Origin of the sequence: Pseudomonas sp. NLJ1, from assembly GCF_049486705.1 — a bacterium.
GTDB classification, from domain to species: domain Bacteria; phylum Pseudomonadota; class Gammaproteobacteria; order Pseudomonadales; family Pseudomonadaceae; genus Aquipseudomonas; species Aquipseudomonas inefficax.
On sequence record NZ_CP137735.1, the window covers coordinates 5158189 to 5183768 of the forward strand.

Annotated in this window: 24 protein-coding genes; 16 read left to right on the forward strand and 8 right to left on the reverse strand. The window is 63.6% G+C overall.

What is annotated here, in order from left to right:
- Nucleotides 1-173 precede the first annotated feature (173 nt).
- From pstS to R9B85_RS23295, 14 genes are all read left to right on the forward strand, one after another.
- Complete coding sequence (gene pstS / locus R9B85_RS23230; RefSeq protein WP_112253885.1) at nucleotides 174-1205, forward strand: phosphate ABC transporter substrate-binding protein PstS; 1032 nt, start codon at nucleotides 174-176, stop codon at nucleotides 1203-1205.
- A 72-nt stretch (nucleotides 1206-1277) separates the two neighbouring features.
- Nucleotides 1278-2243, forward strand: coding sequence for a phosphate ABC transporter permease subunit PstC (gene pstC, locus R9B85_RS23235; RefSeq protein ID WP_061302441.1), 966 nt, complete (start codon nucleotides 1278-1280; stop codon nucleotides 2241-2243).
- Nucleotides 2243-3136, forward strand: coding sequence for a phosphate ABC transporter permease PstA (gene pstA, locus R9B85_RS23240; RefSeq protein ID WP_024086822.1), 894 nt, complete (start codon nucleotides 2243-2245; stop codon nucleotides 3134-3136). Before pstC ends, pstA begins: the two co-directional genes overlap by 1 nt.
- Nucleotides 3137-3211: 75 nt before the next feature.
- The gene (gene pstB, locus R9B85_RS23245; protein ID WP_031324478.1) at nucleotides 3212-3973 is read left to right on the forward strand and encodes a phosphate ABC transporter ATP-binding protein PstB; all 762 of its coding nucleotides are present in this window, start codon (nucleotides 3212-3214) and stop codon (nucleotides 3971-3973) included.
- A gap of 91 nt (nucleotides 3974-4064) precedes the next feature.
- Nucleotides 4065-4763 (forward strand): hypothetical protein, encoded by a 699-nt coding sequence (locus R9B85_RS23250; protein ID WP_112253884.1) that lies wholly within the window; start codon nucleotides 4065-4067, stop codon nucleotides 4761-4763.
- Nucleotides 4763-5362, forward strand: coding sequence for a hypothetical protein (locus R9B85_RS23255; RefSeq protein WP_133973505.1), 600 nt, complete (start codon nucleotides 4763-4765; stop codon nucleotides 5360-5362). The genes R9B85_RS23250 and R9B85_RS23255 overlap by 1 nt, the downstream gene beginning before the upstream one ends.
- 159 nt (nucleotides 5363-5521) lie before the next feature.
- The gene (locus R9B85_RS23260) at nucleotides 5522-6076 is read left to right on the forward strand and encodes a helix-turn-helix domain-containing protein (RefSeq protein WP_013972148.1); all 555 of its coding nucleotides are present in this window, start codon (nucleotides 5522-5524) and stop codon (nucleotides 6074-6076) included.
- Nucleotides 6077-6103: 27 nt separating this feature from the next.
- Complete coding sequence (locus R9B85_RS23265) at nucleotides 6104-7450, forward strand: glutamine synthetase family protein (protein ID WP_112253882.1); 1347 nt, start codon at nucleotides 6104-6106, stop codon at nucleotides 7448-7450.
- Between the two features lie 84 nt (nucleotides 7451-7534).
- Nucleotides 7535-8308: a gamma-glutamyl-gamma-aminobutyrate hydrolase family protein gene (locus R9B85_RS23270; protein WP_133973501.1), complete on the forward strand. Its 774-nt coding sequence runs from the start codon at nucleotides 7535-7537 to the stop codon at nucleotides 8306-8308.
- A gap of 68 nt (nucleotides 8309-8376) precedes the next feature.
- Nucleotides 8377-9735 (forward strand): aspartate aminotransferase family protein, encoded by a 1359-nt coding sequence (locus R9B85_RS23275; RefSeq protein ID WP_252379424.1) that lies wholly within the window; start codon nucleotides 8377-8379, stop codon nucleotides 9733-9735.
- Between the two features lie 293 nt (nucleotides 9736-10028).
- A complete protein-coding gene (locus tag R9B85_RS23280) occupies nucleotides 10029-10583 on the forward strand; it encodes a helix-turn-helix domain-containing protein (protein ID WP_063913578.1) in 555 nt (184 codons plus the stop codon).
- Between the two features lie 200 nt (nucleotides 10584-10783).
- Nucleotides 10784-11968, forward strand: a complete 1185-nt coding sequence (locus R9B85_RS23285; RefSeq protein WP_207878065.1) for a porin — start codon at nucleotides 10784-10786, stop codon at nucleotides 11966-11968.
- A gap of 185 nt (nucleotides 11969-12153) precedes the next feature.
- Nucleotides 12154-13317, forward strand: a complete 1164-nt coding sequence (nosP, locus tag R9B85_RS23290) for a nitric oxide-sensing protein NosP (protein ID WP_112253877.1) — start codon at nucleotides 12154-12156, stop codon at nucleotides 13315-13317.
- Nucleotides 13286-15184, forward strand: coding sequence for a PAS domain-containing hybrid sensor histidine kinase/response regulator (locus R9B85_RS23295; protein ID WP_423770622.1), 1899 nt, complete (start codon nucleotides 13286-13288; stop codon nucleotides 15182-15184). The genes nosP and R9B85_RS23295 overlap by 32 nt, the downstream gene beginning before the upstream one ends.
- 106 nt (nucleotides 15185-15290) lie before the next feature.
- On the opposite strand, the gene R9B85_RS23300 is transcribed toward R9B85_RS23295, so the two are convergent.
- The 6 genes from R9B85_RS23300 to R9B85_RS23325 form a co-directional block, all read right to left on the reverse strand.
- Nucleotides 15291-15956 (reverse strand): response regulator transcription factor, encoded by a 666-nt coding sequence (locus tag R9B85_RS23300; protein ID WP_013972165.1) that lies wholly within the window; start codon nucleotides 15954-15956, stop codon nucleotides 15291-15293.
- Between the two features lie 57 nt (nucleotides 15957-16013).
- Nucleotides 16014-16574: a PQQ-dependent catabolism-associated CXXCW motif protein gene (locus R9B85_RS23305; RefSeq protein ID WP_112253874.1), complete on the reverse strand. Its 561-nt coding sequence runs from the start codon at nucleotides 16572-16574 to the stop codon at nucleotides 16014-16016.
- A gap of 255 nt (nucleotides 16575-16829) precedes the next feature.
- Complete coding sequence (locus R9B85_RS23310) at nucleotides 16830-17621, reverse strand: ABC transporter permease (RefSeq protein ID WP_112253872.1); 792 nt, start codon at nucleotides 17619-17621, stop codon at nucleotides 16830-16832.
- On the reverse strand, nucleotides 17618-18358 hold the full coding sequence (locus R9B85_RS23315; RefSeq protein WP_207878063.1) for an ABC transporter ATP-binding protein: 741 nt from the start codon (nucleotides 18356-18358) through the stop codon (nucleotides 17618-17620). Before R9B85_RS23315 ends, R9B85_RS23310 begins: the two co-directional genes overlap by 4 nt.
- Nucleotides 18355-19344 carry a YVTN family beta-propeller repeat protein gene (locus R9B85_RS23320; RefSeq protein WP_112253870.1) on the reverse strand — a complete coding sequence of 330 codons (990 nt, stop codon included), beginning with the start codon at nucleotides 19342-19344 and terminating at the stop codon, nucleotides 18355-18357. The genes R9B85_RS23315 and R9B85_RS23320 overlap by 4 nt, the downstream gene beginning before the upstream one ends.
- Before the next feature lie 31 nt (nucleotides 19345-19375).
- Nucleotides 19376-20569, reverse strand: coding sequence for an ABC transporter substrate-binding protein (locus R9B85_RS23325; protein WP_215521376.1), 1194 nt, complete (start codon nucleotides 20567-20569; stop codon nucleotides 19376-19378).
- A gap of 152 nt (nucleotides 20570-20721) precedes the next feature.
- On the opposite strand from R9B85_RS23325, the gene R9B85_RS23330 reads away from it, so the two are divergent.
- Together R9B85_RS23330 and R9B85_RS23335 are read left to right on the forward strand one after the other, a co-directional pair.
- Entirely contained in the window at nucleotides 20722-21996 is a 1275-nt protein-coding gene (locus tag R9B85_RS23330; protein ID WP_207878061.1) for a HAMP domain-containing sensor histidine kinase, read from the forward strand.
- The gene (locus tag R9B85_RS23335; protein ID WP_075045529.1) at nucleotides 21996-22634 is read left to right on the forward strand and encodes a response regulator; all 639 of its coding nucleotides are present in this window, start codon (nucleotides 21996-21998) and stop codon (nucleotides 22632-22634) included. Before R9B85_RS23330 ends, R9B85_RS23335 begins: the two co-directional genes overlap by 1 nt.
- 165 nt (nucleotides 22635-22799) lie before the next feature.
- Here the strand turns inward: R9B85_RS23335 and R9B85_RS23340 are convergent, their stop codons facing one another.
- Both R9B85_RS23340 and exaA read right to left on the reverse strand, forming a co-directional pair.
- Nucleotides 22800-23459, reverse strand: coding sequence for a pentapeptide repeat-containing protein (locus R9B85_RS23340; RefSeq protein ID WP_112253866.1), 660 nt, complete (start codon nucleotides 23457-23459; stop codon nucleotides 22800-22802).
- Nucleotides 23460-23537: 78 nt separating this feature from the next.
- Nucleotides 23538-25433, reverse strand: coding sequence for a quinoprotein ethanol dehydrogenase (exaA, locus tag R9B85_RS23345; protein ID WP_112253865.1), 1896 nt, complete (start codon nucleotides 25431-25433; stop codon nucleotides 23538-23540).
- Nucleotides 25434-25580: the final 147 nt, after the last annotated feature.

Here is a 25580-nt window from a genome sequence, read left to right on the forward strand (position 1 = left end):
CCGACACATCGAGACCCTAGGGTTGAGACAGGAACCGCTCCAGGGCTCTGGCCCTTGATGTTGCCGTGATGGCGCCGCCAGACGGCTCTACCGTGCGGCCTGCCATTCATTGGTCACAAAGCTGTAACATTGCTGCTGCAAAGTGTGCCGGCCATCACACGGAGCGCTTTTCGATGATACGCCTGATGAAGTCCGCTGCACTCGCCGTTGCCGTTTCTCTTTGCGCCACTTCGGCAACCTTTGCCGCAGAGAACGTCCGCCTGACCGGTTCCGGCGCAAGTTTCCCGGCACCGATCTACCTGACCTGGTTCAAGGCCTTCAGCAAGGAAACCGACGGTGTCACCGTTGACTACCAGTCCAAGGGGAGCGGGGCGGGTGTTCAGGACTTTCTGAACAAGACCGTCGACTTCGCCGCCAGCGACTCGGCAATGAAAGCCGAAGAAATCGCCAAGGTTGGCGAGGGCGTGCAGTTGCTGCCAATGACCGCCGGTGAAATCGTCCTGGCTTACAACCTGCCAGGCAACCCTAAAGGGCTGAAGCTGCCGCGCGATGTGTACTCCAACATCTTCCTCGGCAAGATCACCCAGTGGAACGACCCGCAGATCGCCGCTGCCAACCCCGAGCTGAAACTGCCAGCTACCCCGATCACCGTGGTCGTGCGTGCCGACTCCAGCGGTACCACCGCGGTGTTCACCAAGCACCTGTCGGCCATCAACGCTGACTTCAAGCAAGCGCTGGGTGAAGGCAACACCGTAAACTGGCCGGCCAGCGACAAGTTCATCAAGTCGCCGAAGAACGATGGCGTAACCGCCACGGTCCGCCAGACTCCAGGCGCCATCGGCTACATCGAATACGGCTTCGCCAAGCTGGCCAAGGTCGACTTCGCCCAGCTGCAGAACAAGGCCGGCCAATACGTCGTGCCGAACGCCGAGAGCGGTGCCGAGGCGCTGGCAGCGGTGAACATGCCGGAAAACCTGGTGGCCTGGCTGCCTGACCCGGATGGTGCCAAGTCCTACCCGATCACCTCCTACACCTGGATGATCTTCCGCAAGGACAACGGTAACCCGGCCAAGGCCAAGGCCATGCGCGAAATGGTCGAGTACAGCCTGACCGAAGGCCAGAAGATCGCCGACTCGATGGGCTACATCCCGCTGCCACCGTCGGTTGTCGAACAGGTACGCAAAGCGTCCGCCAACATCCAGTAACACACCCAGGCGCTCCCGGTGTGGTCTGGCGACCATGCCGGGTGGGTTTGCCCTCTGTCCCGGAACTTGCCAATGAACACTCCTTTTGCCATCCCGGCTAACCCCGACTCCGCGTGCCAGCCACCGTCTGCGAAAGACTTCCTGGTTGATCGCACCTTCCGTGCGCTTGCACGCATCGGTGTGGTACTGGTGCTGGCGCTGGTCTTCGCGCTGGTCTACGAAGTGGGCCGCAAGGCACTGCCTGGCATCGAGAAGCATGGCTTTGACGTGCTGTTCGGCAGTGTCTGGGACGTCAACCAAGGCAAGTACGGTATTCTGCCAGCGATCTGGGGCACGCTCTACAGCGCCCTGATCGCCTTGCTGATCGCCGGTTTCTTCGGCGTCAGCATGGCCATTTTCCTCACCCAGGACTTCCTCCCGGCCAGGCTGGCGGCGGTGTTCCGCACCATCGTCGAGCTGCTGGCTGCCATCCCCAGCGTCGTTTACGGCCTGTGGGGGATCTATGTGGTCATCCCGGCCATTCGCCCGCTGACCACTTGGCTGAACAGCGAGCTGGGCTGGATTCCCTTTTTCGGCACCTCGCTGAGCGGGCCCGGGCTGCTGCCTGCCGCGTTGGTGCTGGCGATCATGATTCTGCCGACCATCGCCGCCGTTTCGCAGGATGCCCTGACCAGCGTGCCGATGAAGACCAAGCAGGCCGCCTACGGCCTGGGCGCCACCCACTGGGAGGCCATCCTCAAAGTAATGGTGCCATCGGCAGCCACCGGCATCTTCGGTTCGCTGGTGCTCGGCCTGGGCCGTGCGCTGGGTGAAACCATGGCGCTGGCCATGCTGGTGGGCAATGCCAACAACATTTCGCTGTCCCTGTTCGCCCCGGCCAACACGCTGGCGGCCTTGCTGGCCCTGAACTTCCCGGAGGCCGGCCCGAACGAGATCGAGGTGCTGATGTATGCCGCATTGGTACTGATGTTCATCACCCTGCTGGTGAACGTGCTCGGCTCGATGATCATGCTCTACGCCCAGCGGGGTAACAAATAATGACCAACCTCACTACCCCTGCAAATGCGTTGCCCAGCCTGCAGCGCAAGCTGGAAGGGCGTTCCCTGCGCAGCCTGGTGTTGACCACGCTGGCATGGTTCGCGGCTCTGGTGGCCAGCGTGCCGCTGATTTCCGTGCTGTACATGCTGATCACCCGTGGCGGTGCACGCCTCAACCTGGAAGTGTTCACCGAGCTGCCACCCACCGGCTTCGAGATGGGCGGGGGCTTTGGCAACGCCATGGCCGGTACCTTCGTCATGGTCGGCATCGCGGCTGCCATCGCCGTGCCGGTCGGTATCCTGGCTGCGGTGTTCCTGGCCGAGCTCGGCCCGGATAGCAAGCTGGCCAACGCCGCACGCTTCGCCGCCAAGATGCTCACCGGCCTGCCGTCGATCCTGGCCGGCGTATTCGCCTACGCCCTGGTGGTGATGACCACCGGCACCTACTCCGCACCGGCAGGTGGTGTGGCCCTGGCGGTACTCATGCTGCCCATCGTCGTGCTGACCGCTGAAGAGTCGATGAAGATGGTGCCCAAGATCATGAAGGATGCCGCCTACGGCATGGGCTGCACCCGTGCCCAGGTGATCTGGAAAATCGTCCTGCCCACCGGCCTGCCGGCCATCCTGACCGGGGTCATGCTGGCCGTGGCCCGTGCCGCCGGCGAGACCGCGCCGCTGCTTTTCACCGCGCTGTTCAGCAACTACTGGATTCTGCATGACGGCGACCTGGCGGTCATGAACCCGACGGCCTCGCTCGCCGTACTGATCTACAACTTCTCCGGCATGCCATTCGACAACCAGCTCGAGCTCGCCTGGGCGGCCTCGCTGGTACTGGTGATGATCGTGCTGGTAATCAACATTCTGAGCCGAGTATTCGGCAAGCCCAAGTATTGAGAAAGGGAGCATCCGACCTTGAACGTATCCACTGCGCCAAAAGCCGCTCCCGTGGTCAGCGAAGCCCCCATCGTCATGGACTGCAAGCTGGACAAGATCTTCTACGGCAATTTCATGGCCGTTCGCGACAGCCATGTACCGATCAGGAAGAACGAGATCACCGGTTTCATCGGGCCGTCCGGCTGCGGCAAGAGTACCGTGCTGCGTAGCCTCAACCGCATGAACGACCTGGTGAAGGGCTTCCGCTTCGAAGGCCATGTACATTTCCTGGGCCAGGATGTCTACGGCAAGGGCGTCGACCCTGTGGTGGTGCGCCGCTACATCGGCATGGTGTTCCAGCAGCCCAACCCGTTCTCGATGAGCATCTTCGACAACGTCGCCTTCGGCCTGCGCCTGAACCGCTACAAGGGCGACATCGGCGACCGCGTCAAGCACGCCCTGCAGGGCGCCGCGCTGTGGGACGAAGTGAAGGACAAGCTCAAGGTCAGCGGCCTGGCCCTGTCCGGCGGCCAGCAACAGCGCCTGTGCATTGCCCGCGCCATCGCCACCGAGCCGGAAGTGCTGCTGCTGGACGAACCCTGCTCGGCACTCGACCCGATTGCCACCCGCCGGGTGGAAGAGCTGATGGTCGAGCTGAAGAAGGACTACACCATCGCCCTGGTGACCCACAACATGCAGCAGGCTATTCGTGTGGCCGACACCACCGCGTTCTTCTCGGTCGACATCTCCAAGGGCACCCGTACCGGCTACCTGGTCGAGATGGGCCCGACCACGCAGATTTTTCAGAACCCGCGTGAGCAGCTGACCGCCGACTACATCAGCGGCAAGTTCAGCTGAGGCGTTCGTGCCAGGGTGGCCGGGTGTTGCAGTCAGGATGGCAGCAACACCCGGCCGCATTACCTTCCGTAAGTGTTACCAGGGATTTCCAATGCCAGCGACGCGTCGTCTTGATCTGCCAGCGGTAGAGCGCGCACTGCGTGAGGTGCAGGCCCGCTTTGCCGAACTCAGCCAGCATTTCACCGAACCGCGGGATCCGTTTACCGACGAGGTGCTGCTGAATGTGGTTGAAGGCTATGCCCTGATTGACGACTATGTCGCCCGGGGTGTCGACCTTTTCGACCTTCAGCAGTTGAACCTGATGCTGGAGATCAATGCCACCGTGCTGTGCGGCAACGACCCGGCACGCCGGCGGGAGTTTGCCCCGCACCTGGCGGCGACCGAGGCGCACTTTTTCAACAATGTGGAGGGTGGCATCAAGGACCTCTACAACTGGTATTGCTCGTATGGCAGCGACTCGATCTGGAAGCGCGCGGCGGGTGTCTACGTTCGAATTCTCAGCAAGCCGCAGCTGTTCATCGAAGGCAACAACCGCACGGGTTCGCTCATTGTCAGCTACTTGCTGATGCGCGCGGGGCTACCACCATTCGTGCTGTCGCTGGACAACGCCGAGGGTTACTTCAACCCGTCCTCGGTCATACGCAACTCTGCCAAGCATGGTGTCAAGGCTTTGTACGAACTACCCAAGATCAAGAAAAAGTATGCAGCTTTCCTTGAAGCGCACGCGCCCGAGCCCGGCAAGTTCTTCTTGGGCGGCACATCCATGCCTGTGCGCGAGAGGTGCCGCTGATGCAAAGCGCTTCTCTGTTCCAGCGCGGGCGGCAAGCCCTCGAGCGCACGTTCAATCGCCCGCAGGTACGCATTTCGTTCGATATCGACGACACGCTCGCCTGCCAGGCCGACCATGCCGCCGCCGAGGACAGCAAGCTGCCGGCGTTCATCCACCGCTGGTTGGGTGAACCCCTGCGCAGTGGCACGCGCTCGCTGATCCGCGACCTGCGCCGCCAGGGCTGCAGCATCTGGATCTACACCTCGTCGGGGCGCACGCCGTCCTACATCCGCCGTTGGCTGATGCTCTACGGTATCCGTGTCGATGGCGTGGTCAACAGTGACCGGCACCAGCATATCCTGGCCGTGAACGGGCTTGAGAATGCCCCCTCGAAGCTGCCCTCGGCCTTCGATATCGACCTGCATGTCGATGATTCCGAAGGCGTGCGGCTGGAAGGCGTCGACCACGGTTTTCGCGTGGTGGTGGTGTGCCCCAAGGATGAAAACTGGGCGCAGAAGGTGATGGATGCCGCGGCCGATGTCCAGGCACAGCTGGCCTGGCAGCAACCGCACCGCTATGAAATGCCGGTACGGCAGCGTCCGCAGGCCCTCGCGTCCTGAGGGCTTCAAGGTACTTTTCTCGTTACGCCTCTTCGCTACTTGTTGCCCCCCACATCTCCATTCGCGGCTTCCCATTTTCAGCTTCGGCTTGACTCGTGAAATTTTTCATGTAATTTTTCATGAAAAATAACTCTAAAAATTTCACGGCAGTCTCAATCGATGAAGATGCACGAAGAGGTTGAAGCCCTCGCGATCCTTATTCACGACCTGCGCAAATTCAAGAACCTGACCCTGGGCGAACTGGCCGAGCGCATCAACCGCTCGGTCGGCTTCCTGTCCCAGGTGGAGCGCGGGGTTTCGCGCCCGACCGTGGCGGACCTTACCGCCATCAGTGAAGCGCTCGGCGTATCCACCGCGTATTTCTACAACCTGAGCAAGCCCCGTAGCGTCAGCTGGGTCACGCGCCCCCACGAGCGGCGCACGCTGTACCTTGAGTCGGGTATCACCGATGTGCTGGCTTCGCCCACCATTGGCGGCGCGTTCTCCATGCTCGACAGCCATCTCGAGCCAGGCGCCAGCAGTGGCGAGCTGTACCTGACCGACCGTTCCGAGCAGGGCTGTTTCGTGCTCGAAGGCGAACTTACGGTCTGGCTGGACCACGGCGACGCCGTGACCCTGCAGGCCAACGACTGCTTCCAGCTGCACCCCCACGCGCAGTTCCGTTACGCCAACCTGACGGAAAAAACCACCCGCGTGCTCTGGGTCTTCAATTGAATTCGTACACCTCACAAGGACAAGAAGATGAGTGTCGTCTTTCCGGATCTGCTGACTGAAGTGCGCTCGTTCCGAGCGCAATACCCAGAAATACGTTATGTCGACCTGATTGCCCTGGATATTCCCGGGCACTTCTACGGCAAGCGCTACCCCATGGACATGCTGGAAAAAGTCGCAGCCGGCGCGCCGCTGAAGTTGCCGCAGAACTGCGTGCTGCTGGGCACCCAGGGTGGCCTCTACCCGATCGGTGACTACTGCTTCGCCGACGGCGACCCGGATGCCGCCCGCCGCCTGGTGCCGGGTACCCTCAAGCCGGTGCGCTGGGAAAAGGAAGCGATCGCGCAGATGCTCATCACCTCCGACGGCACCGCCAAGCCCATCGAGTTCGAGCCCCGTGAAGTGCTGGCCCGGGTGATCCAGCGCCTGGCCAGCCGTGGCATTCGCCCGGTGGTAGCCTTCGAACTGGAGTTCTACCTGTTCGACCGCAAGCTCGATAACGGCCTGCCACAGTACCCACGCGACAAGGCGACCGACGATCACGACGATCAGCCGAACATGCACATCGAGCGGCTGTCGCGCTTCGCACCGGTGCTGCACGAGATGGTCGATGGCGCCAACGAGCAGGGCGTGCCGGCAAACGTCATCACCGCGGAGCTGGGCCCAGGCCAGTTCGAGATCAACTTCTCGCACAGCGACGATGCCATGAGCGCGGCCGACTGGTCGGCGCTGTTCTGCCGCAGTACCCGCGGTATCGCGATGAAGCACGGCTACCGAGCCAGCTTCATGAGCAAGCCGTACCTCGACGCGCCGGGCAGCGGCATGCATGTGCACGTCAGCCTGTACGACAACGCCGGCAACAACATCCTGGCCGGCGATGACCAGCGCAAGCTGCGCCATGCGGTGGCAGGGTGCCTGGAGTTGCTTCCCCACTGCATGCCGATCTTCGCCCCCAACCACAATGCCTACCGCCGTTACGGCGCCATGGTCAACGCGGCGAGCAAGGCCAGCTGGGGTTTCGAAGATCGCGATGCGTGTATTCGCATCCCCGAGTCCGACCCGCGCAACCTGCGCATCGAACACCGCCTCGCCGGTGCCGATGCCAACCCGTATCTGGTGCTGGCGGCCATCCTGACCGGGATGGAGCATGGCCTGGAGCGTGGCGTCGAGCCCATCGCCCCGCTGAACGACAACCGCCAGAGCGGTATCGAGTTCCCCAAGGATGCTTTCAGTGCCCTGGCGGCCATGCGTCACCACCCGGACGTGAACAAAGGCCTGGGCAGTGAATTCGTGATGGTCTACTGCGAAAACAAATACCAGGAGCAACTGGACTTCATGCGCCACATCGATGCCCGCGAATACCGCTGGTTCCTGTAGGTGCCGAGGTTGGGGCAGCGCCGCTGCACCCTCCGTTTCTACCGTTTCAACACAACGCGCAATAGGGATTTGCCGGAGGAAGATATGCCACGTGTGCCCGTTATCGGCATTACCGCATGCACCAGCATGATCGAGCTGCATGCAACCCAGACCATCAGCGAGAAGTACGCGCGCGCGGCGGCCAAGGCAGCGTGTGGGCTGCCCATCGTGATACCCAGCCTCGCCGACCTGATGGACAGCGCCGATATTCTCGATGTGGTGGATGGGCTGATCTTCACCGGTTCGCCGTCCAACATCGAACCATTCCACTACAACGGCCCGGCCAGTGCAGCAGGTACCCATCACGACCCGCTGCGGGATGCCAGCACATTGCCGCTGATGCGTGCGGCCATCGCCGCCGGCGTGCCGGTGCTCGGCATCTGCCGTGGCTTTCAGGAAATGAACGTGGCGCTGGGCGGCACCCTGCACCAGAAGGTGCACGAGACCGGCATGTTCATGGACCACCGCGAAAGCAAGGGTGAGCCCATCGAAAAGCAATACGGCCCGCGTCACGCCCTGCATATAGAGCCAGGCGGCATGCTCGACCGCATGGGCTTGCCGGCGATCATCGATGTCAATTCCATCCACGGCCAGGGCATCGATGTACTGGCCCCCGGGCTGAGGGTGGAGGCGCTGGCGCCCGATGGCCTGGTGGAAGCGATTTCGGTCGAGAACAGCAAGGGTTTTGCCCTGGCCGTGCAATGGCACCCCGAGTACCAGGTCATGGACAACCCGCATTACCTGACCATCTTCCAGTCCTTTGGCAAGGCCTGCCGGCATCGCTCGGTACTGCGCCAGATGCTGTTGAAGTCAGCCTGACAGCGATCTTACCAATTACAAAAAAGTACCTGCGCAGCACGGCTGCGCAACCTGATGGAGTGAAGTCAATGAGTGAGCAGAATTCCCAGACCCTCGCCTGGCAAGCCATGAGCCGCGACCACCATCTGGCCCCGTTCAGCGATGTTCGGCAACTGGCCGAGAAAGGCCCGCGCATCATCACCTCGGCCAAGGGCGTGTACCTCTGGGACAGCGAAGGGCACAAGATTCTCGATGGCATGGCGGGGCTGTGGTGCGTGGCGGTGGGCTATGGACGCGATGAGCTGGCCGACGTCGCCAGCCGGCAGATGAGGCAGCTGCCGTACTACAACCTGTTCTTCCAGACCGCGCACCCGCCCGCGCTGGAACTGGCCAAGGCGATCGCCGATGTGGCCCCGCAAGGCATGAACCATGTGTTCTTCACTGGCTCCGGATCCGAAGGCAACGACACCGTGCTGCGCATGGTCCGCCATTACTGGGCGCTCAAGGGCCAGAAGAACAAGAAGGTGATCATCGGCCGCATCAACGGCTACCACGGCTCCACCGTGGCCGGCGCGGGCCTGGGCGGCATGAGCGGCATGCACCAGCAGGGCGGGCTGATCCCGGATATCGTGCACATCCCGCAGCCGTACTGGTATGGCGAAGGCGGCGACATGACCGAGGCCGACTTCGGCGTGTGGGCGGCCGAACAGCTGGAGAAGAAGATCCTCGAAGTCGGCGTGGACAACGTTGCCGCCTTCATCGCCGAACCGATCCAGGGCGCTGGCGGGGTGATCATTCCACCGCAGACCTACTGGCCTAAGGTCAAGGAGATCCTGGCCAGGTACGACATCCTCTTTGTCGCCGACGAAGTGATCTGCGGCTTCGGCCGTACAGGCGAGTGGTTCGGTAGCGATTACTACGACCTCAAGCCCGACCTGATGACCATCGCCAAAGGCCTTACCTCCGGCTATATCCCCATGGGCGGCGTGATCGTGCGTGACGAAGTGGCCAGTGTCATCAGCGAAGGCGGTGATTTCAACCACGGGTTCACCTATTCCGGCCACCCGGTAGCGGCTGCGGTGGGCCTGGAGAACCTGCGGATCCTGCGTGACGAACAGATCATCGAGCAGGTGCACGACAAGACCGCTCCTTACCTGCAACAACGCCTGCGCGAGCTGGCCGACCACCCGCTGGTGGGCGAGGTACGCGGCCTGGGCATGCTCGGCGCGATCGAGTTGGTGAAGGACAAGGCCACCCGCGCGCGTTATGAAGGCAAAGGTGTCGGCATGATCTGCCGTCAGCACTGCTTCGACAACGGCCTGATCATGCGTGCCGTGGGCGACACCATGATCATCGCGCCGCCGCTGGTGATCAGCATCGAGGAGATCGACGAACTGGTGGAAAAAGCCCGCAAGTGCCTGGACCTGACGTACGAGGCTGTTCGTTGAGCGTCTGGGCGAGACAGTTGCCCCCACCTGACCGGTTGCGCGGTCAGGTGTAGGAGCGGCCTTGTGTCGCGTTGGGCTGCAAAGCAGCCCCGGCAATTTGTGCATCTGCACTGAAACCCTGGGGCTGCTTTGCAGCCCATCGCGACACAAGGCCGCTCCTACAAGGGCCCGCGTCAACCGACCAGGCATATCTTCGCCGGCTCGTGCAATGCCGCGAAGCATCTTGCTTTGTGAAATGAATCATGTACTTTTCAGGGCATCTATTTTTCCCATCCGAAAGTCGCGATTCAACCATGAAAGTGCACGAAGAAATCGAAGGCCTGGCCGTACTGATTCGCGACCTGCGCAAGTTCAAGGGCCTGACACTGGGCGAACTGGCCCAGCGCATCGGCCGTTCGGTGGGTTTTCTGTCCCAGGTCGAACGAGGCGTGTCGCGCCCGACCGTGGCCGACCTCACGGCAATCAGCGAAGAGCTCGGCGTCTCCACCGCCTATTTCTACAAGCTGGACAAGCCCCGCGAGCTCGACTGGGTCACCCGCCCGCACGAGCGTCGTACCCTTCACCTGGCCGGTGGCATCACCGATGTGCTGGCATCCCCGACGATAACGGGCGCGTTCTCCATGCTCGACAGCCATCTGGAGCCGGGGGCCAGCAGTGGCGAGGAGTACCTGGACGACAGCTCGGAGCAGGGCTGCTTCGTGCTCGAAGGCGAACTGACCGTCTGGCTGGATGGCGGCGAGCCGGTAACGCTGCGCGCCAGTGACAGTTTTCAGCTGCAACCCCACGCCAGTTTTCGTTACGCCAACCTCACTGACAAGCCCACCCGCGTGCTCTGGGTGTTCAGCTGAAGGGCGGTAGTAGACCCGACGCCTACTAAGGGTTACACCAGAAGTCTTGCCTCTGGGCGTAATCCGGTCCTGGGCCGGAATCATCACGCCCTGCGCGCCGGCCCAAAGCACCTGGCAGCCCCCTCCAAGGCAGCGTTTCTGGCTGTTTGCCCGCTTCTGATAATCGCCTCCGACATCCCGTCCCCGTTTCGGAGCGCGCCATGTACAACAATAAGAATCTATCCCCACGTTTGCTTGCGGCTGCTGCCGTCAGCCTGTCGACCTTCTGCCTGAGCAGCGTCGCCCAGGCCGAGATCATGCTGTACGACAAGGACCAGACGACTTTCTCCACCGATGGCTACATCAACGCCTTTTACGTGAACAGCGATGTTGATCGCGAAGGCGAGCAATTCGACCGCCGCCAGTCGCGGGTGAAGATGGGCTTTCTGCCCAACTACCTGGGTTTCAACATGGGCAAGCAGGTGGACGACCTGAAGCTCGGCGCACGCGCCTCGTTCTGGGTCACCATCAACGACAGCGAAACCAACGGCACCGACACCGCCATCGACGTGCGCCAGTTCTACGGTACCGTGGCCAACCCCGAGTGGGGCGAGGTACTGATCGGCAAGGACTTCGGGCTGTTCGCCCGTTCCAACATCCTGCTCGACGAACTGCTGGCCGGCTACGGCCAGGTCAGTGACACCCTCGGGCTGGTGGACGGTGGCGGTGTATCGTTCGGCAATATCGGCAGTGGCTACCCATACCCGTTCCCTACGTCGCAGATCACCTACCGCACGCCGGTGATGGACGGCCTGCGGGTGGCGGTGGGCATCATGGACCCGGTGGACACCAACGACAGCAGCCCGACCGGCAAGGCCTACCAGGAGAACCCGCGTACCGAAAGCGAGATCACCTACCAGTTCGACCTGGGCGGGGCGCAGATCTACAGCTGGGTCAACGGCAGCTACCAGACCTCCGACAACACCGACCCGGCGGTGCAGTCGGTTACCTCCAAAGGTGTCGGCTACGGTGTGCAGGCGAAGATGGGCGGGCTGTCGCTGACCGGCTCGGGGTTCCAGGCCAAGGGCATCAACCCGTTCTTCACCAACAACGCTGGTGAACCGACCTTGCGCAATGTCGACAGCGATGGCTACCTGCTGCAGGGCTCCTACAAGGTCGGCAAGAACCGCGTGGCGCTGTCCTATGGCAAGACCAAGGACGACGGCAACGGTGCGGTGGGCAGTGGTGCGGATTATGAAACCCGTGGCGTCGCGCTGTTCCATGACGTCAACGACAACCTCAAGCTGGTTGCCGAGTACAACCAGTTTTCCATAGACGGGCATGAAACCAGTGACCAGAACGAAGACACCGATACCTTTGCGGTGGGGGCGGTGTTGACCTGGTAATGACCTTGCCTCCAGCCATGGTGTGCGCATCGCACCGTGGCTGAGGCCCCTGTGGGAGCGGCTGGCCTGAGGTTGGTTCCCTGCATTTACGCCCATGGAACCGCCCACCCGCTACCCAAGTAGCATTCGTCCCCGGTACCCACCTTCGTACACTGAACCCTCAGCCACCCGCGCCGGAGACGACCATGCAGCAGGCTCACAACGACGGTGTGGTCAGCGCCATGTCGCAGGCAACCGATGCCCGGCAGGCAGCCCAGGAGCTGGCGGCGCAGTTGCTGCACCCGCATCTGGGCTTCGTGCTGTTCTTCTGCTCCGCCGAATACGACCTGCAGGCCTTGGGCGAAGCGCTGGAGCAGGGTTTTGGTGGCATCCGCCTGGTCGGTTGCACCAGCGCCGGGGAAATCACCCCGCTGGGCTACGGCCGCAATTGCATAACGGCGGTCGGGTTCGATCATCGGCACTTTTCCATCGCCACCGAGCTGATCGATGAAATGGAGTGTTTCAGCCTGATCGACGCCCAGCAGATGGTCGAGCGCCTGGTCGGCACTTGCCGCAGCAATGCCCTGGCGCCGATCAAGGGCCGCAGCTTTGCCCTGACCCTGCTCGACGGTTTGTCCAGCCGCGAGGAGATGGTGCTCGCCGCCCTCGGTGCGGCCCTGGGCGACATCCCGCATTTTGGTGGTTCGGCCGGCGACGACAACTACCTGACCCGCACCCACGTGTATTTCGGCGGCGCGTTCCACCATGGCGCGGCGGTAGTGGTGCTGGTCAATACCTGGCTCGACTTCGAAGTGTTCACCACCCACCACATCCTGCCGCGCCAGGAAAAGCTGGTGGTCACCGGCGCCGACAGTGCCCAGCGCCGGGTCTTCGAGCTGAATGCCGAGCCTGCTGCCGAGGAATACGCCCGGCACATCGGCGTGCCGGTGGCCGAGCTCGATCATCGGGTATTCGCCGCCCATCCACTGGCCGTGCGCATCCACGACCAGTATTACGTGCGGGCGATCCAGCAAGTGCACCCGGACCTTAGCCTGAGCTTCTACTGCGCGGTGGAAAACGGCATCGTGCTCACCGCCATGACCCCGGGCCCGCTGTTGCCGAACCTGCACCAGTTGTTCGACGGCTTGCAGCAGCGCCTCGGCCCGCTGCTGCTGACCATCGGTTGCGATTGCTTCCTGCGGCGGCTGGAGCTGGAAGCCCGGCAAGGCCTGGAACCGATCGGCGCGTTCCTGCGCGAGCAGCGGGTGATTGGCTTCAACACCTACGGAGAACAGTTCAATGGCATGCACATCAACCAGACCTTCACCGGGGTCGCCATTGCCCGCAACCGGCCTCCTGTCGGCCGCTGAACTGCAGGCCGAGGTCGCCCGGCTGCAGCATCAGAACCACAAGCTGCAGCGTATCAACGGCGCGTTGATCGAGCGTATCGAGTCTGGCGTAACGCGGGGCAACGACCCTTATGCCGCGTTCCAGCATTCGGTGGTGCTGGCCGAGCAGGTGCGCGAGCGTACCGAAGCGCTGAACCAGGCCATGGCCGAGCTCAAGGCCGTCAACCACCTGCTCAGCGAGGCCCGGCAGCGGGCCGAGACTGCCCACCAGCACCAGATTCGCCTGATCACCGACCATGTGCCGGCGCTGATCGCCTACCTGAATGCCGACCTGGTCTACGAATTCACCAACAAGGTCTATGAAGAATGGTACTGCTGGCCTCGCGGCGTAATGCTGGGCCAGAGCCTGCGCGAGGCCCACAGCGAGCAGCATTACCAGCGCCTGGAGGCCTACGTGGCGCGGGCCCTGGCAGGTGAGAGCGTAACCTTCGAGTTTGCCGAAACCAACATCAACGGCCAGGAACGCTACATGCTGCGCTCCTACGTGCCGAACCGCCTGGCCAATGGTGAAGTGGTGGGCATCTTCGTGTTGATCCGTGATATCACCGAGCGGCGCAATACCGCACAGGCGCTGCACCAGGCGTATCAGCACCTGGAGCAACGGGTGCGCGAGCGCACCGCCGAGCTGACCAGCCTCAACGAGCAGCTGCTGCGCGAAATCGAGGAGCGCAGCCGGGTGGAATCGCGCCTGCGCGAGGCCAAGCGCGAGGCCGAGCAAGCCAACCTGTCGAAAACCAAGTTCCTTGCCGCTGTCAGCCATGACCTGCTGCAACCGCTGAACGCGGCGCGGCTGTTCACCAGTGCCTTGCTGGAGCACCGCGAGCCGCACAACAGTGCTCATTTGGTGCGTAATGTCAGCAACTCCCTGCAAGATGTGGAGAACCTTCTAGGTACCCTGGTGGACATATCCAAACTCGATGCCGGTGTGATCAAGGCCGATGTCGCCCCGTTCGCCTTGCGCGAGCTGATGGACAACCTTGCTGCCGAATACGCCCAGGTGGCGCGCAGCGAAGGGCTTGAATTGCATTTCGTGGGCTGTTCCGCCGTGGTGCGCAGTGACATCCAGCTGCTGGCGCGGATCCTGCGCAACCTGCTCAGCAATGCCATTCGCTACACTCGCAGCGGCCGCGTGGTGCTGGGTTGCCGGCGCCAGCGTGGTGGCCTGCGGATCGAAGTGTGGGACAGCGGGATCGGTATCGCCGAAGAGCACCTGGACGAAATGTTCCAGGAGTTCAGGCGCGGCGATGTGCAGCGCCCGGACCAGGACCGTGGGTTGGGCCTGGGCCTGGCAATCGTGGAAAAGATAGCCGGCATCCTCGGCCACCGGATCCGGGTGCGTTCATGGCTTGGCAAAGGCTCGGTATTTGCGGTCGAAGTGCCGCTGAGCGCCACCGCGCCCAAGGCCCAGCCGAGCCTGGCGATCAGCGAGCCGATGCTCGAGCGCCTGCGCGGGGCGCGGGTGTGGGTGCTGGATAACGATGCGGCGATTTGCGCCGGCATGCGCACTCTGCTGGAGGGGTGGGGTTGCCGGGTGGTCACCGCGCTGTCGGAGGAGGACCTGGCGCGCCAGGTGGACAACTACCATGCCGAGGCTGACCTGCTGATTGCCGACTACCACCTGGACAATGACTGCAATGGCGTTGACGCCGTGGCGCGGATCAATGCCCGTCGCACTCAGCCCTTGCCGGCGATGATGATCACCGCCAACTACAGCAACGAGCTCAAGCAACAGATTCGCCAGCTGGGCCACACCCTGATGCACAAGCCGGTGCGGCCGATGAAGCTGAAGGCGGCGATGAGCCATTTGCTGGGCAGCAGTGTGGCCTAGCCGCCGGCCTCTTCGCGGGCTTGCCCGCTCCCACAGGATCCCCGCAGGTTTCAGTGTTGCGCAATACCTGTGGGAGCGGGCAAGCCCGCGAAGAGGCCGGAACAGGTCAACGCCGCAGGTAATCACCAAAATCGATATCACCGGCACTGAGGATGGCCTGCACCCGGTTGTGCACGTTGAGTTTGCGCAGGATCGCCGAAACGTGGGCCTTGACCGTGGTTTCGGCGATATCCAGGGTGTAGGCGATCTGCTTGTTCGACTCGCCCTTGGTCATGCGCTCGAGTACCAGCAGCTGCTTGCGGGTCAGGGCCTGGAGCATTTCCGGCGGGAAGCTCGGGGCATCGTTCAGGCGCCGGCTGGTGCTGCTTTTCTGGGCACGGATGATGTCGGGCGGCAGGTAGACATTGCCGTTGAGGATCTGCTCGATCGCTTCGATCATCTGCGAGCGTGGCGAGGACTTGGTGATGAAGCCCACCGCGCCATAAGTAATGGCCTGCAGCACGATCTGCTTTTCCTGCTCGGCCGAGACGATCACCACTGGCGTGGTCGGTGCCTCGTTGCGCAGGGTGATCAGGCCATTGAGGCCATGCATGCCAGGCATGTTCAGGTCGAGCAGGATCAGGTCGAGGTCGTCATGCTCATGGGTCAGCGCCAGGGCGCTGTCCAGGTCGGCAGTTTCCATGACTTCGCTGCCCTGGAAGCCATCGCTGATAACGTTGTGGATGGCTTCGCGAAACAGGGGGTGATCGTCGGCAATCAGAATTTTGTACATGGCCTTTTCACCTCGTTTTTATTGGATGTAGCGGGCACGCGTTCGCAGGCGATGAATTCAGGGGAAGGGTTCTGGCTGCGCCGGCTGCAGCGGCAGGTTGGCCTGCTGCCAGGCGTCCAGGCCATCGCGATACCAATACAGATTCTTATAGCCCAGGGCTTTGGCGCGTTTTACCGCGTTCCAGCTTAACCAGCAATCGGAGCGGCAGTAAAAGACCAGCGGTTGCCCCATGCGCCCGGCGGTGGCTTGTTGCAGGTTGCGCACGAAGTAATCGTGCCACGCCGGGCTCAGCTCGCCGTCGCCGGTGTTGGCCAGCCAGCGGCTGCCGGGGATGTTGGCGTGGGGTTCATCTTCGATGAAGCGGCCTTGCAGCCACTGGCGGCGGTAGACGTCGATCAGCACCGGCTTGGGGGTGTGCCCCAGCAGGCCTTGCAGCTCGGCGGTATCGATGACCTGGCCGCCCGCGACCTGTTGTGGGGTCGGGCTGCGGTAGAGGGTGGTGCGATAGCCCTCGGCGGAGAACAGCGGCGTGGTGTCGGCCTGGGCGATGCCCAGCGACAGGCTCAGGGAAAGCGCTGCCAGCAATGGGCATGGCAGCCGGGGCAGGGCACGTGGCATGGGGTTTGTCCTTTTTGTTATAGGCCCATTACATGCCAGTGGCGGTGCATTGTGAATGCGACGATCAGACAGCAAAGGCAGTACTAAAGTAGTAGACGGCTGGACGGCGCCTCTGGCCTGATTCTGCTCATCTGACTGCGTGCGCGATCCCTGTGGGAGCGGGTTCACCCGCGAACACCGGCGTAGCCGGTGCCATGCACCGCGTCGCCTCCTTCGCGGGTGAACCCGCTCCCACACGGACCTTGTTCACATCAGTCAGCGCGGCTTGCGCAGCGCGGCATGCTGGGGGTTGAAGGTGAGGATCGCCAGCAGGGTGAACAGCACGGTCAGCCCCAGGCATACCGCCAGCGCCAGAAGGTTGAAGCGCTCATACAAGGCAAAGCGCACCAGCTCCACGGCATGGGTGAACGGGTTAATGGCGCACAACCAGTACAGCCACTGGCTGGCCTCGCGCATCTTCCACAACGGGTATAGCGCCGAGGACAGGAAGAACAGCGGGAAGATCACGAAGTTCATCACCCCGGCAAAGTTCTCCAGCTGGCGAATCGCATTCGACAGCAACAGCCCCAGGGCGCTGAGCATCAGCGCCACCAGCAACAACGCCGGCAGCGCCAGCAACAGGCCCGCAGCCGGCGGCTGCACGCCATACAGCCAGGCGATGGCAAGGAAGGCGTATACCTGCAGCAAGGAAATCAACGAGGTCGCCAGCAGCTTGCTGCCGAGCAGGAATGGCCGCGGCAATGGGCTGGTCAACAGCACCCGCATGCTGCCCATCTCCCGGTCATAGACCATCGACAGCGAGCCCTGCATGCCGTTGAACAGCAGGATCATGCAGGCAAGGCCGGGAATGATGTACACCTCGTAGGGGATGTAGGTGTCGTAGGGCTCGATGATCGCAATGCCCAGGGCCGCACGAAAGCCGGCGGCGAACACCAGAAGCCACAGCAGCGGGCGCACCAGGGCGCTGAGAAAACGGGTGCGTTGCAGGACGAAACGCAGGCATTCGCGCAGGAGAATGCCGTTGAAGCACTGCCAGTAAGCGTTCATCGGGCATTGGCTCCTGTGGGGGCGCGGGTCAGGCGGGCAAAGGCATGGTCGAGGTTACCGCCGTGCTCCAGGCTCAGGGCGTCGGCCGTGCCGCTGGCCACCAGGCGCCCTTGATGCAGGATCAGCAGGTCATCGCTGGGCTGCACTTCGTCCAGCAGATGGGTGGTCCACAGCACACTCAGGTGCTGCTCGCGGCACAGCAGCCGCAGGTGCTGGTTGAGCGCCAGGCGGCTGGCCGGGTCAAGGCCGACGCTGGCTTCGTCGAGCAACAGCAAACGCGGTTCATGCAGCAGCGCGCGGGCAATCTCCACTCGGCGCCGATGGCCGGTGTTCAGCGCGCGGACGGGTTCACGGCGCCGTTCTTCGAGGCCCTGGCGGGCCAACTCGGCATCTACCCGAATACTGCCCTGGCGCCGCGACAGGCCATGCAGCGAGGCGTGGTAGCGCAGGTTCTGCTCCACGCTCAGGTCCAGGTCCAGGGTGCTTTGCTGGAACACCACGCCCAGCTGGCGCAAGGCCGGGTGTGTGGCGTTGCGCAGCGAGCAACCGCACACGCGGATGTCGCCGTGCTGCAGGTCGTACAGCCGGGTAAGCAGGGCGATCAAGGTCGACTTGCCGGCACCGTTGGGGCCCAGCAAGGCGGCGAAGCGCCCGGGCGCCAGGCTGAAACCGACCTGCCTGAGCGCCTCGCGCTGGCCATAGGAAAAGCTCACGTCACTGACTTCGAGGGTATTCATGGCGTCACCACCACGCCCCAGGGGTAGCGGCCGACCTTCACCGACTTGAGCACCTTGAGGTCTTTTGCATCGATCACCGAAACGTCGCCGCTGACCCCATTGGTGGCCAGCAACTGGCTCTGGTCCGGGGTGAACGCCAGTTGCCAGACGCGCCGGCCCACCAGCAGGTAGTCGAGTACTTCATAAGTCTTGGCATCGACCACCGCCACATGGTTGGCCGGGCCCAGGGCGACGAACGCGTACTTGCCATCGGCGCTGAGCTTGATGCCTACCGGCTGGACCTTGTCCGGGTGCACGCCCTTGATCTGGAAGTTCAGGGTTTTCAGTACCTGGCGGCTGGCCACGTCGAGGATGGTTACCGTGCCGCCGATTTCCGCCGAAGCCCACAACCGCGAACCGTCCTGGCTGAACTCGACGAAGCGCGGCCGCTGGTCCACCGGGGTGCTCTCTGCCAAGGTCTGGGTGCTGGTGTCGATCCAGTGCAGCATGTTGGTGGTTTCGCTGGTGTTCACCGCCCACTTGCCATCCGGGCTTACCGCCATGCCTTCAGGCTCGATGCCGACGTCGATCTGCCCGAGCACCTTGTCGGTCTGGGTATCGATCACCGTCACCAGCGCGTCGTCCTCGTTGGACACGTACAGCCAGCGGTCGTTGGGGTGCAGGGCGAACTGCTCGGGGTCCTTGCCGGAGGGCAGCTCCTTGATGATCTTGCGGGTGGCCACGTCCATCACCTGCACCCGGTCCGAATCGCTGGCGCAGATGTACAGCAGCGTGTTGTCGTGGGACAGCAGCAGGCCGCGCGGGCGCTGGCCCACCGGCAGGGTCTCGGTGACTTGCAGGGTCTGCATGTCGATCAGGCTGAGGCTGTTGTCCTTCTCGTTCGACACCCAGGCGGTGGCTGCCATGGCGTGCCCGCAAGCAAGCGCCAGGGCGCCCGACAGCAGGCTGGGGTAGAGCAGCGCGCGGTGAAAAGGGGAGCGACGCATGGCGAAATCCTTTTTTGTTGTGGTTATCGGGTCAGGGGTAGCCGCAGGTCACTTCGGGCTTGTCGTAGCCCAGGCTGTCCATTTCGTTGAACGGGTGCAGGAAGCCCTCTTGCGGCGAGGTGCTGACCAGGGCCCGCGGCTGCACCAGTGGGATTGGCTGGCGCAGCTCGCCGTTCCATGGGCGGTAGCTGAGCTTGCGGCCTTTGAAACCGTCCAGCGGCAACTGGTCGCTGAGCAGCAGTTGTTGCAGGGCGCGGGGCTCGGCCTGGCGAAGTTTGCTCACCGCGCTGGCAACGCTGCGCACGGCCATCCAGGCGGCGAAGTCGCGGTCGTTCATCCAGCGCCCGGCCTGGGCTTCGAAGCGCTTTTGCAGCTGCGCCGCGCCGAAGGTTTCCACGGTCTTGTGCCAGCCGGTGGGGGTCAGGCCCTGGGTACCGGCCACCGGGCGCGGGTACCAGGTCTGGTAGGGCAGGTACTCGCCGAAGTCGCCGCGCTCGTCGGCCACCAGCACCACGTCGTACTCGGCGGTTTGGGTGAACAGCGGCATGTCGGCCTGGGCGCTGCGGCGCTGGTCGTTGTCGAATGTCCAGGCTTTTTCCGCGACCAGCTGCACGCCGAAGCGCTTCATGGCGCGGCGCAGGGCCGCCGCATAGGCCCGGTCGTCGTCGGTCTGGCCGACGATCAACAGCGCCCGCTGCCATTTGCGCAGCACCAGGAACTGCGCCAGGGCATCGGCCAGCATGGCGCGGCTGGGCAGGCTGTGCAGCACATTACCCAGGCACTGGCTGCTGCGCAGGCTGTCGTCCGGGCTGCCGGCGTTGAACAGCAGGCTGTCTGGCAGGGCGGCAGACAGCGCGCGCAGGCTGCCGGCGGGGGCATTTACCACGAACAGCCGCAGGCCCTGATCATGCTGGGCCTTGGCGGCTTGCAGCAGGGCTTCGGGGCTGTCGAGGCTGGCGTTGGCCAGGTGGAACTCCTGCTTGAGAAAGCGCCCGCTGCTGTTGCTGTCGACAATCGCCAGTTCGGCGCCCTGCAGCCCGGCATCGGTGGGCTCGGGAATGATGTTGGACAGCAGCGGGCCGGGATCGGGGCGATAGCCGAGGTAGCCGATGCGCACCTGCAACGGTTCCGCGCCCTGGGCCTGCGCGGCGGATGACGGGCTCGCAGAAAGCGTCGCGGCCAGGGCCAGCAGGCAGGTCAGGGCAAGGTGGGCAGGCTGGCGCATAAGGCAACTCCACGGCAGATGGCGCCAGCATAGGAAGCCCGCCGAGAGGGGGAAATATGCAGAAAGTAGCGCTCGCCCGGTACCAAGGTAGTAATTCACCACCTGTGCCCGGGTTTTACGATGAGCCGCAGCCCCCCAGAGGAGAACTGCCCATGTGCCTTGTCAACCTGTCGGCCCTGTGGCGCATCAACCTGTGGGTCACGTGCTGCTTTGCGATGGTGACGCTGGCCTGTGCCGGCGTGCTATTGCACCAGGCAGTAGCCGATGTGGAGCGAGAGTTGCAATCTGCAGAAGCCGTGGTGGCCTACCTTGGCGACACCGCCGAACGTGCCCCACAGAGCCTGCAACCCCGGCTCACGCAAAGCCTGCGCCATGTGCGGGTGCACTGGCTGGCGGCGGGCGAAGCCGCGCAGCTGCCGCAAGAGACCGGCCTGGATGCCTGGCTGGGCCGCCAACTGCTTGGCCAGCGCCACGGCAGCAGTCGGCTGCTGGAGCTGGGTGACGGGCGCCGGGTAATGATTGCCGTGGATGCGCGCGATGAGATCGACGAGGTCCGTGACTCCCTGCAGCAGCTGTTGGTCTTGTGCGGCCTGGCGTTGTTGCTGAGCTTGTTGACCATCCGCTGGGCGGTGCGGCGGGGCATGGGCTTGCTGGACGATTTGCTGCAGGCCTTGCGCCAGGTCTCGGGGGGGCAATTGACCGCGCGCCTGCGCGAGGCCGGCCTGCCGGAGGCGCGCCAGCTGGCCGAGCACTTCAACCGCATGACCGCGTCTCTGCAGCAGGCCCGGGCCGACAATACTCAACTCACCCAAGCCCTGCTGGCGGTGCAGGAGCGAGAGCGCACCCAGCTGGCGCAGACCCTGCACGACGACCTTGGGCAATACCTGGCGGGAATTCGCGCCCAGCTCTGCCTGCTGCGCATGTTCGCCGACCAGCCAAACGTGGTGGCGCAGACGACACGCACCCTGGAGCTCGATTGCGAACGCCTGCAGCAAGGTTTCCGCGCCCTGGTACATGACCTGTACCCGCTGGCGTTGCAGCACATGCCGCTGGCCGAAGCTTTCGGCCTGCTGGTGAGCCAATGGCAGGCCAGTCAGGGTATCGATTGTCGCCTGCGGGTCGGCGAGCAGCTGCCGGCGCTGCCCGGGGCAAGCCGGACGCATTTGTATCGCTTGCTGCAAGAGGCATTGACCAACGTCGCCCGGCACGCTGGCGCCAGCCAGGTGCGGGTACGCCTGCAACGCAGCGCCAAGGGCTTGCGCCTGCTGGTTCGTGACAACGGCTGCGGTGCCAGCCAGCCCCAGCGCCCTGGGGTAGGCCTGCACTCGATGGCCGAGCGTGCCCGTAGCCTGGGCGGTGAACTGCGCATCCTCAGCCGCCCGGGTGCCGGCTGGGCGCTGGACTTGAATATTCCCATGGAGGTGTGATGAATATCGTGTTGGTCGATGACCACGCCGTGGTCCGCCAGGGCTATGCCAGCCTGCTGCGGGCAGTGCTGCCGACAGTACAGGTGCGTGAGGCTGCCAGTGGCGAAGAGGCGCTGGCCCGGGTTCAGGAGCAGGTGCCCAACCTGGTGATCATGGACTTCGGCCTGCCAGGTATCAGCGGCCTGGAAACCACCCGGCGCCTGCGCCAGCGCCTGCCGCAATTGCGGGTGCTGTTCTTCAGCATGCATGACGAACTGCCGTTGGTGCGCCAGGCGCTGGATGCCGGGGCCTCGGGCTACCTGACCAAGAACTCGGCGCCCGAGGTGCTGATCGAGGCGGTGCAGCGCGTGTTGGCCGGGCATGCCTATATCGAACAGCCCCTGGCCACCCAGCTGGCCTGCACCTCACAGCAGAATGCCAGCGACCCGCGCCTGCAACGCATGACCCAGCGTGAGCTTGAGATTTTCGTGATGCTGGCCAAGGGCACACCGGTGCGGGGGATTGCCGAGCAGCTGTGCATCAGCGCCAAGACCGTGTCCAACCACCTGACCTTGCTCAAGAGCAAGTTGCAGGTCAGTTCACATGCCGAGCTGGTGCATCTGGGGATTGATCTGGGGGTGGTGCGGGTGGCGGGGTGAAGTTTCTTTCTTCGAAGACCATCATGTGACTGATGGATTTAGCAGGGACTATGTGGGAGCGGGTTCACCCGCGAATGAGGCGACTCGGTATATGGCACCGGCTTTGCCGGTGTTCGCGGGTGAACCCGCTCCCACAGGGGAACAATGTGCCCAAGCACGCGTTGCTCAATTGTCCCAGGTCTCGGGGCACCCCTTGCACCCTTCCATATAGGCCTCCTGAAAATTCCCATAATGCTGGCGCGCCCCGCGCAAGTCGGCGCGGGCCAGGTTGCTCTGGCCAAACTTGGCCTCCTGCAGATTGGCATCGCCGAGGTCGGCATCTTGCAGGTCAGCCTTGCTCAGCCAGGCCATTTCCAGGTCCGCCGCCCGCAGGTTGGCCTGGTGCATCTTCGCCCCTGACAACCTGGCGAACTGCAGGTAGGCCGCGCTGAGGTCGGCATTGGCAAATTGCGCACCCTGGGCAAACAGGCCCCAGCCCTGAATGGCCACGAGCCGGCCATGGCTCAGGTCGGCCAGGCGCAGGTTGCTCTGCTGCAGGCTGGCGCGGGTCAGGTTGGCGCCTTGCAGGCTGGCCTTTTCCAGGTTGGCCAGGTCCAGCCGGGCATGGCGCAGGTCGGCACCGCGCAGGTCGGCGCCGGCCAGGTTCATCTTGCGCAGGTCCTGGTTGGCCAGGTTGGCGCCACGCAGGTCGGCCCCCGGGCACTGGCTGGCTTCGGCAATCACGCAGCCGTTGATGGCCAGGGGGGGATCGTTGCCAGCGTCGTCGGCATTCTTGGCAACGGCAGGGGACAGCACGATCAGCAAGGCAAATGGCAGGTAGTTCATGGCGAAGGCTCTCGATGTGAAGTCGGGTGTGCGTCCTGGGGCTGCAACGCAGCCCCAGTGATGCATCAACTCAGGCAGTCACCGCTGTGCAGTCTTGTTGTCCCAGCTGGGGATCTTGAACACCCAGAACGAACCGCCCTGGGCTACCGGTTTGGTCAGCTCGGCCATGTCGCCGCCCCACAGCGGTACCGCGCCGCCGTAGCCCACGGTCACGCCGATGTACTGCTCGCCGTCCTGTTCCCAGGTGATTGGCGGCGAGACGATGCCGCTGCCGGTCTGGAACTTCCACAGTTCCTTACCCGTTTTGGCGTCGAAGGCCTTGAAGAAGCCATCGCCGGTGCCGGTGAACACCAGGTTGCCCTTGGTCGCCAGCACGCCGGCCCACAGCGGCAGGTGTTCCTTGTGCTCCCACACCAGCTTGCCGGTGCTCGGGTCCATGGCGCGCAGGGTGCCGACATGGTCGTCGTACATGCGTTTGATACGGAAGCCCATGCCCAGGTAGGCCGAGCCCTTCTTGTAGTTCACTTCCTCGGTCCAGTACTCCTCCTTCCACTGGTTGCCGGGGATGTAGAACAGGCCGGTGTCCTGGCTGTAGGCCATGGGGTTCCAGTTCTTGCCACCCAGGAACGGTGGCGAGACCTCAACCGGCTTGCCCTTGGTTTCACCTGGCAGCGGCTTGGGCGGGCGTTGGCCGGGGTTTTCCACCGGGCGCCCGGTCTTGAGGTCGATGTGGCTGGCCCAGGTGATGTTGTCGACGAAGGGGAACGCGTTCTGCAGTTTGCCGTTGCTGCGGTCCACCACATAGAAGAAACCGTTGCGGTCGGCGTGGCCGGTGGCCTTGACCAGCTTGCCTTCCTTGTCCTTGTAGTCGAACAGCACCAGCTCGTTGTTGCCGGAGAAATCCCAGGCATCGTTGGGTGTGTGCTGGTAGAACCACTTCACTTCACCGGTGCTCGGGTCGACGCCGACCTGCCCTGAGGTATACAGGCTGTCGTAGTCATGCGGGTTGCCGTCCTTCGAGGTGCGCGCCCAGGTGTTCCAGGGGCCGGGGTTGCCTGCGCCGACAATGATGGTGTTGGTCTCGGGGTCGAAGCTGGCGCTTTGCCAAGGCGCGCCGCCGCCGTGGCTCCAGGCTTCGACCTTGCCGGTTTCGGTGCTGGGGTCGTCCGGCCAGGACGGTGCCTTGACGTCACCGGTCGGCGTGCTGTCCTTGCCGTTCAGGCGGCCCATGTGGCCCTCGACGAAGGGCCGCATCCACACCTCTTCGCCGGTGTCCGGGTCGCGGGCGAACAGTTGGCCGACCACACCGAACTCATCGCCGGAGCTGCCGTGGATCAGCAATACCTTGCCGCTGGTCTTGTCCTTGATCAGCACCGGGGCACCGGTCATGGTGTAGCCGGCGGCGTGGTCGCCGAACTTCTTGTTCCACACCACTTTGCCGGTGCGCTTGTCGAGCGCAATGACCCGCGCGTCGAGGGTGCCGAAGTAGATCTTGTCGCCGTAGATCGCCGCGCCGCGGTTGACCACATCGCAGCAGGGGCGAATGTTGTCCGGCAGGCGGTGGTTGTAGGTCCACAGGCGCTTGCCGGTTTTCGCATCGAGGGCGAACACCCGCGAATAGGAGCCGGTGACGTAGACCACGCCGTCACTGACGATGGCCTGGGATTCCTGGCCGCGCTGCTTCTCGTCGCCGAAGGAATAGGACCAGGCCGGGGTCAGCTTGAACACGTTCTGGTCATTGACCTGGGCCAGCGGGCTCCAGCGCTGGGCGTTGGTGCCCATGCCGTACTGCAGCACGTCCTGGGTGGTCAGGTGGTCGTTGGCGATGTCTTCCCAGGTGACGTTGTTGCCGGCAGGTGCAGCTGGGGCGGTGGCGGCTATGGCCGCGTTGCTCAGGGCCAGGCTACCGGCCAGCAGCAAGGCCCGCACGCTCAGGGCCAGAGGGGAAAGGGCGGGTAGCGTTCTTGTTGTCATGGTTGCAGTTCCCAGTGGAGGTTTTGGCCTGCACAGGGTGGGACGGGGCGGGTGTTGCGGGATACGGAAAAAGTCCCGCCCTTGCCGGGAATAGTTCCCGTAGGGCACCTCATTTGGCCCTTCGCCACAAGCCCTACTACCAAGGGA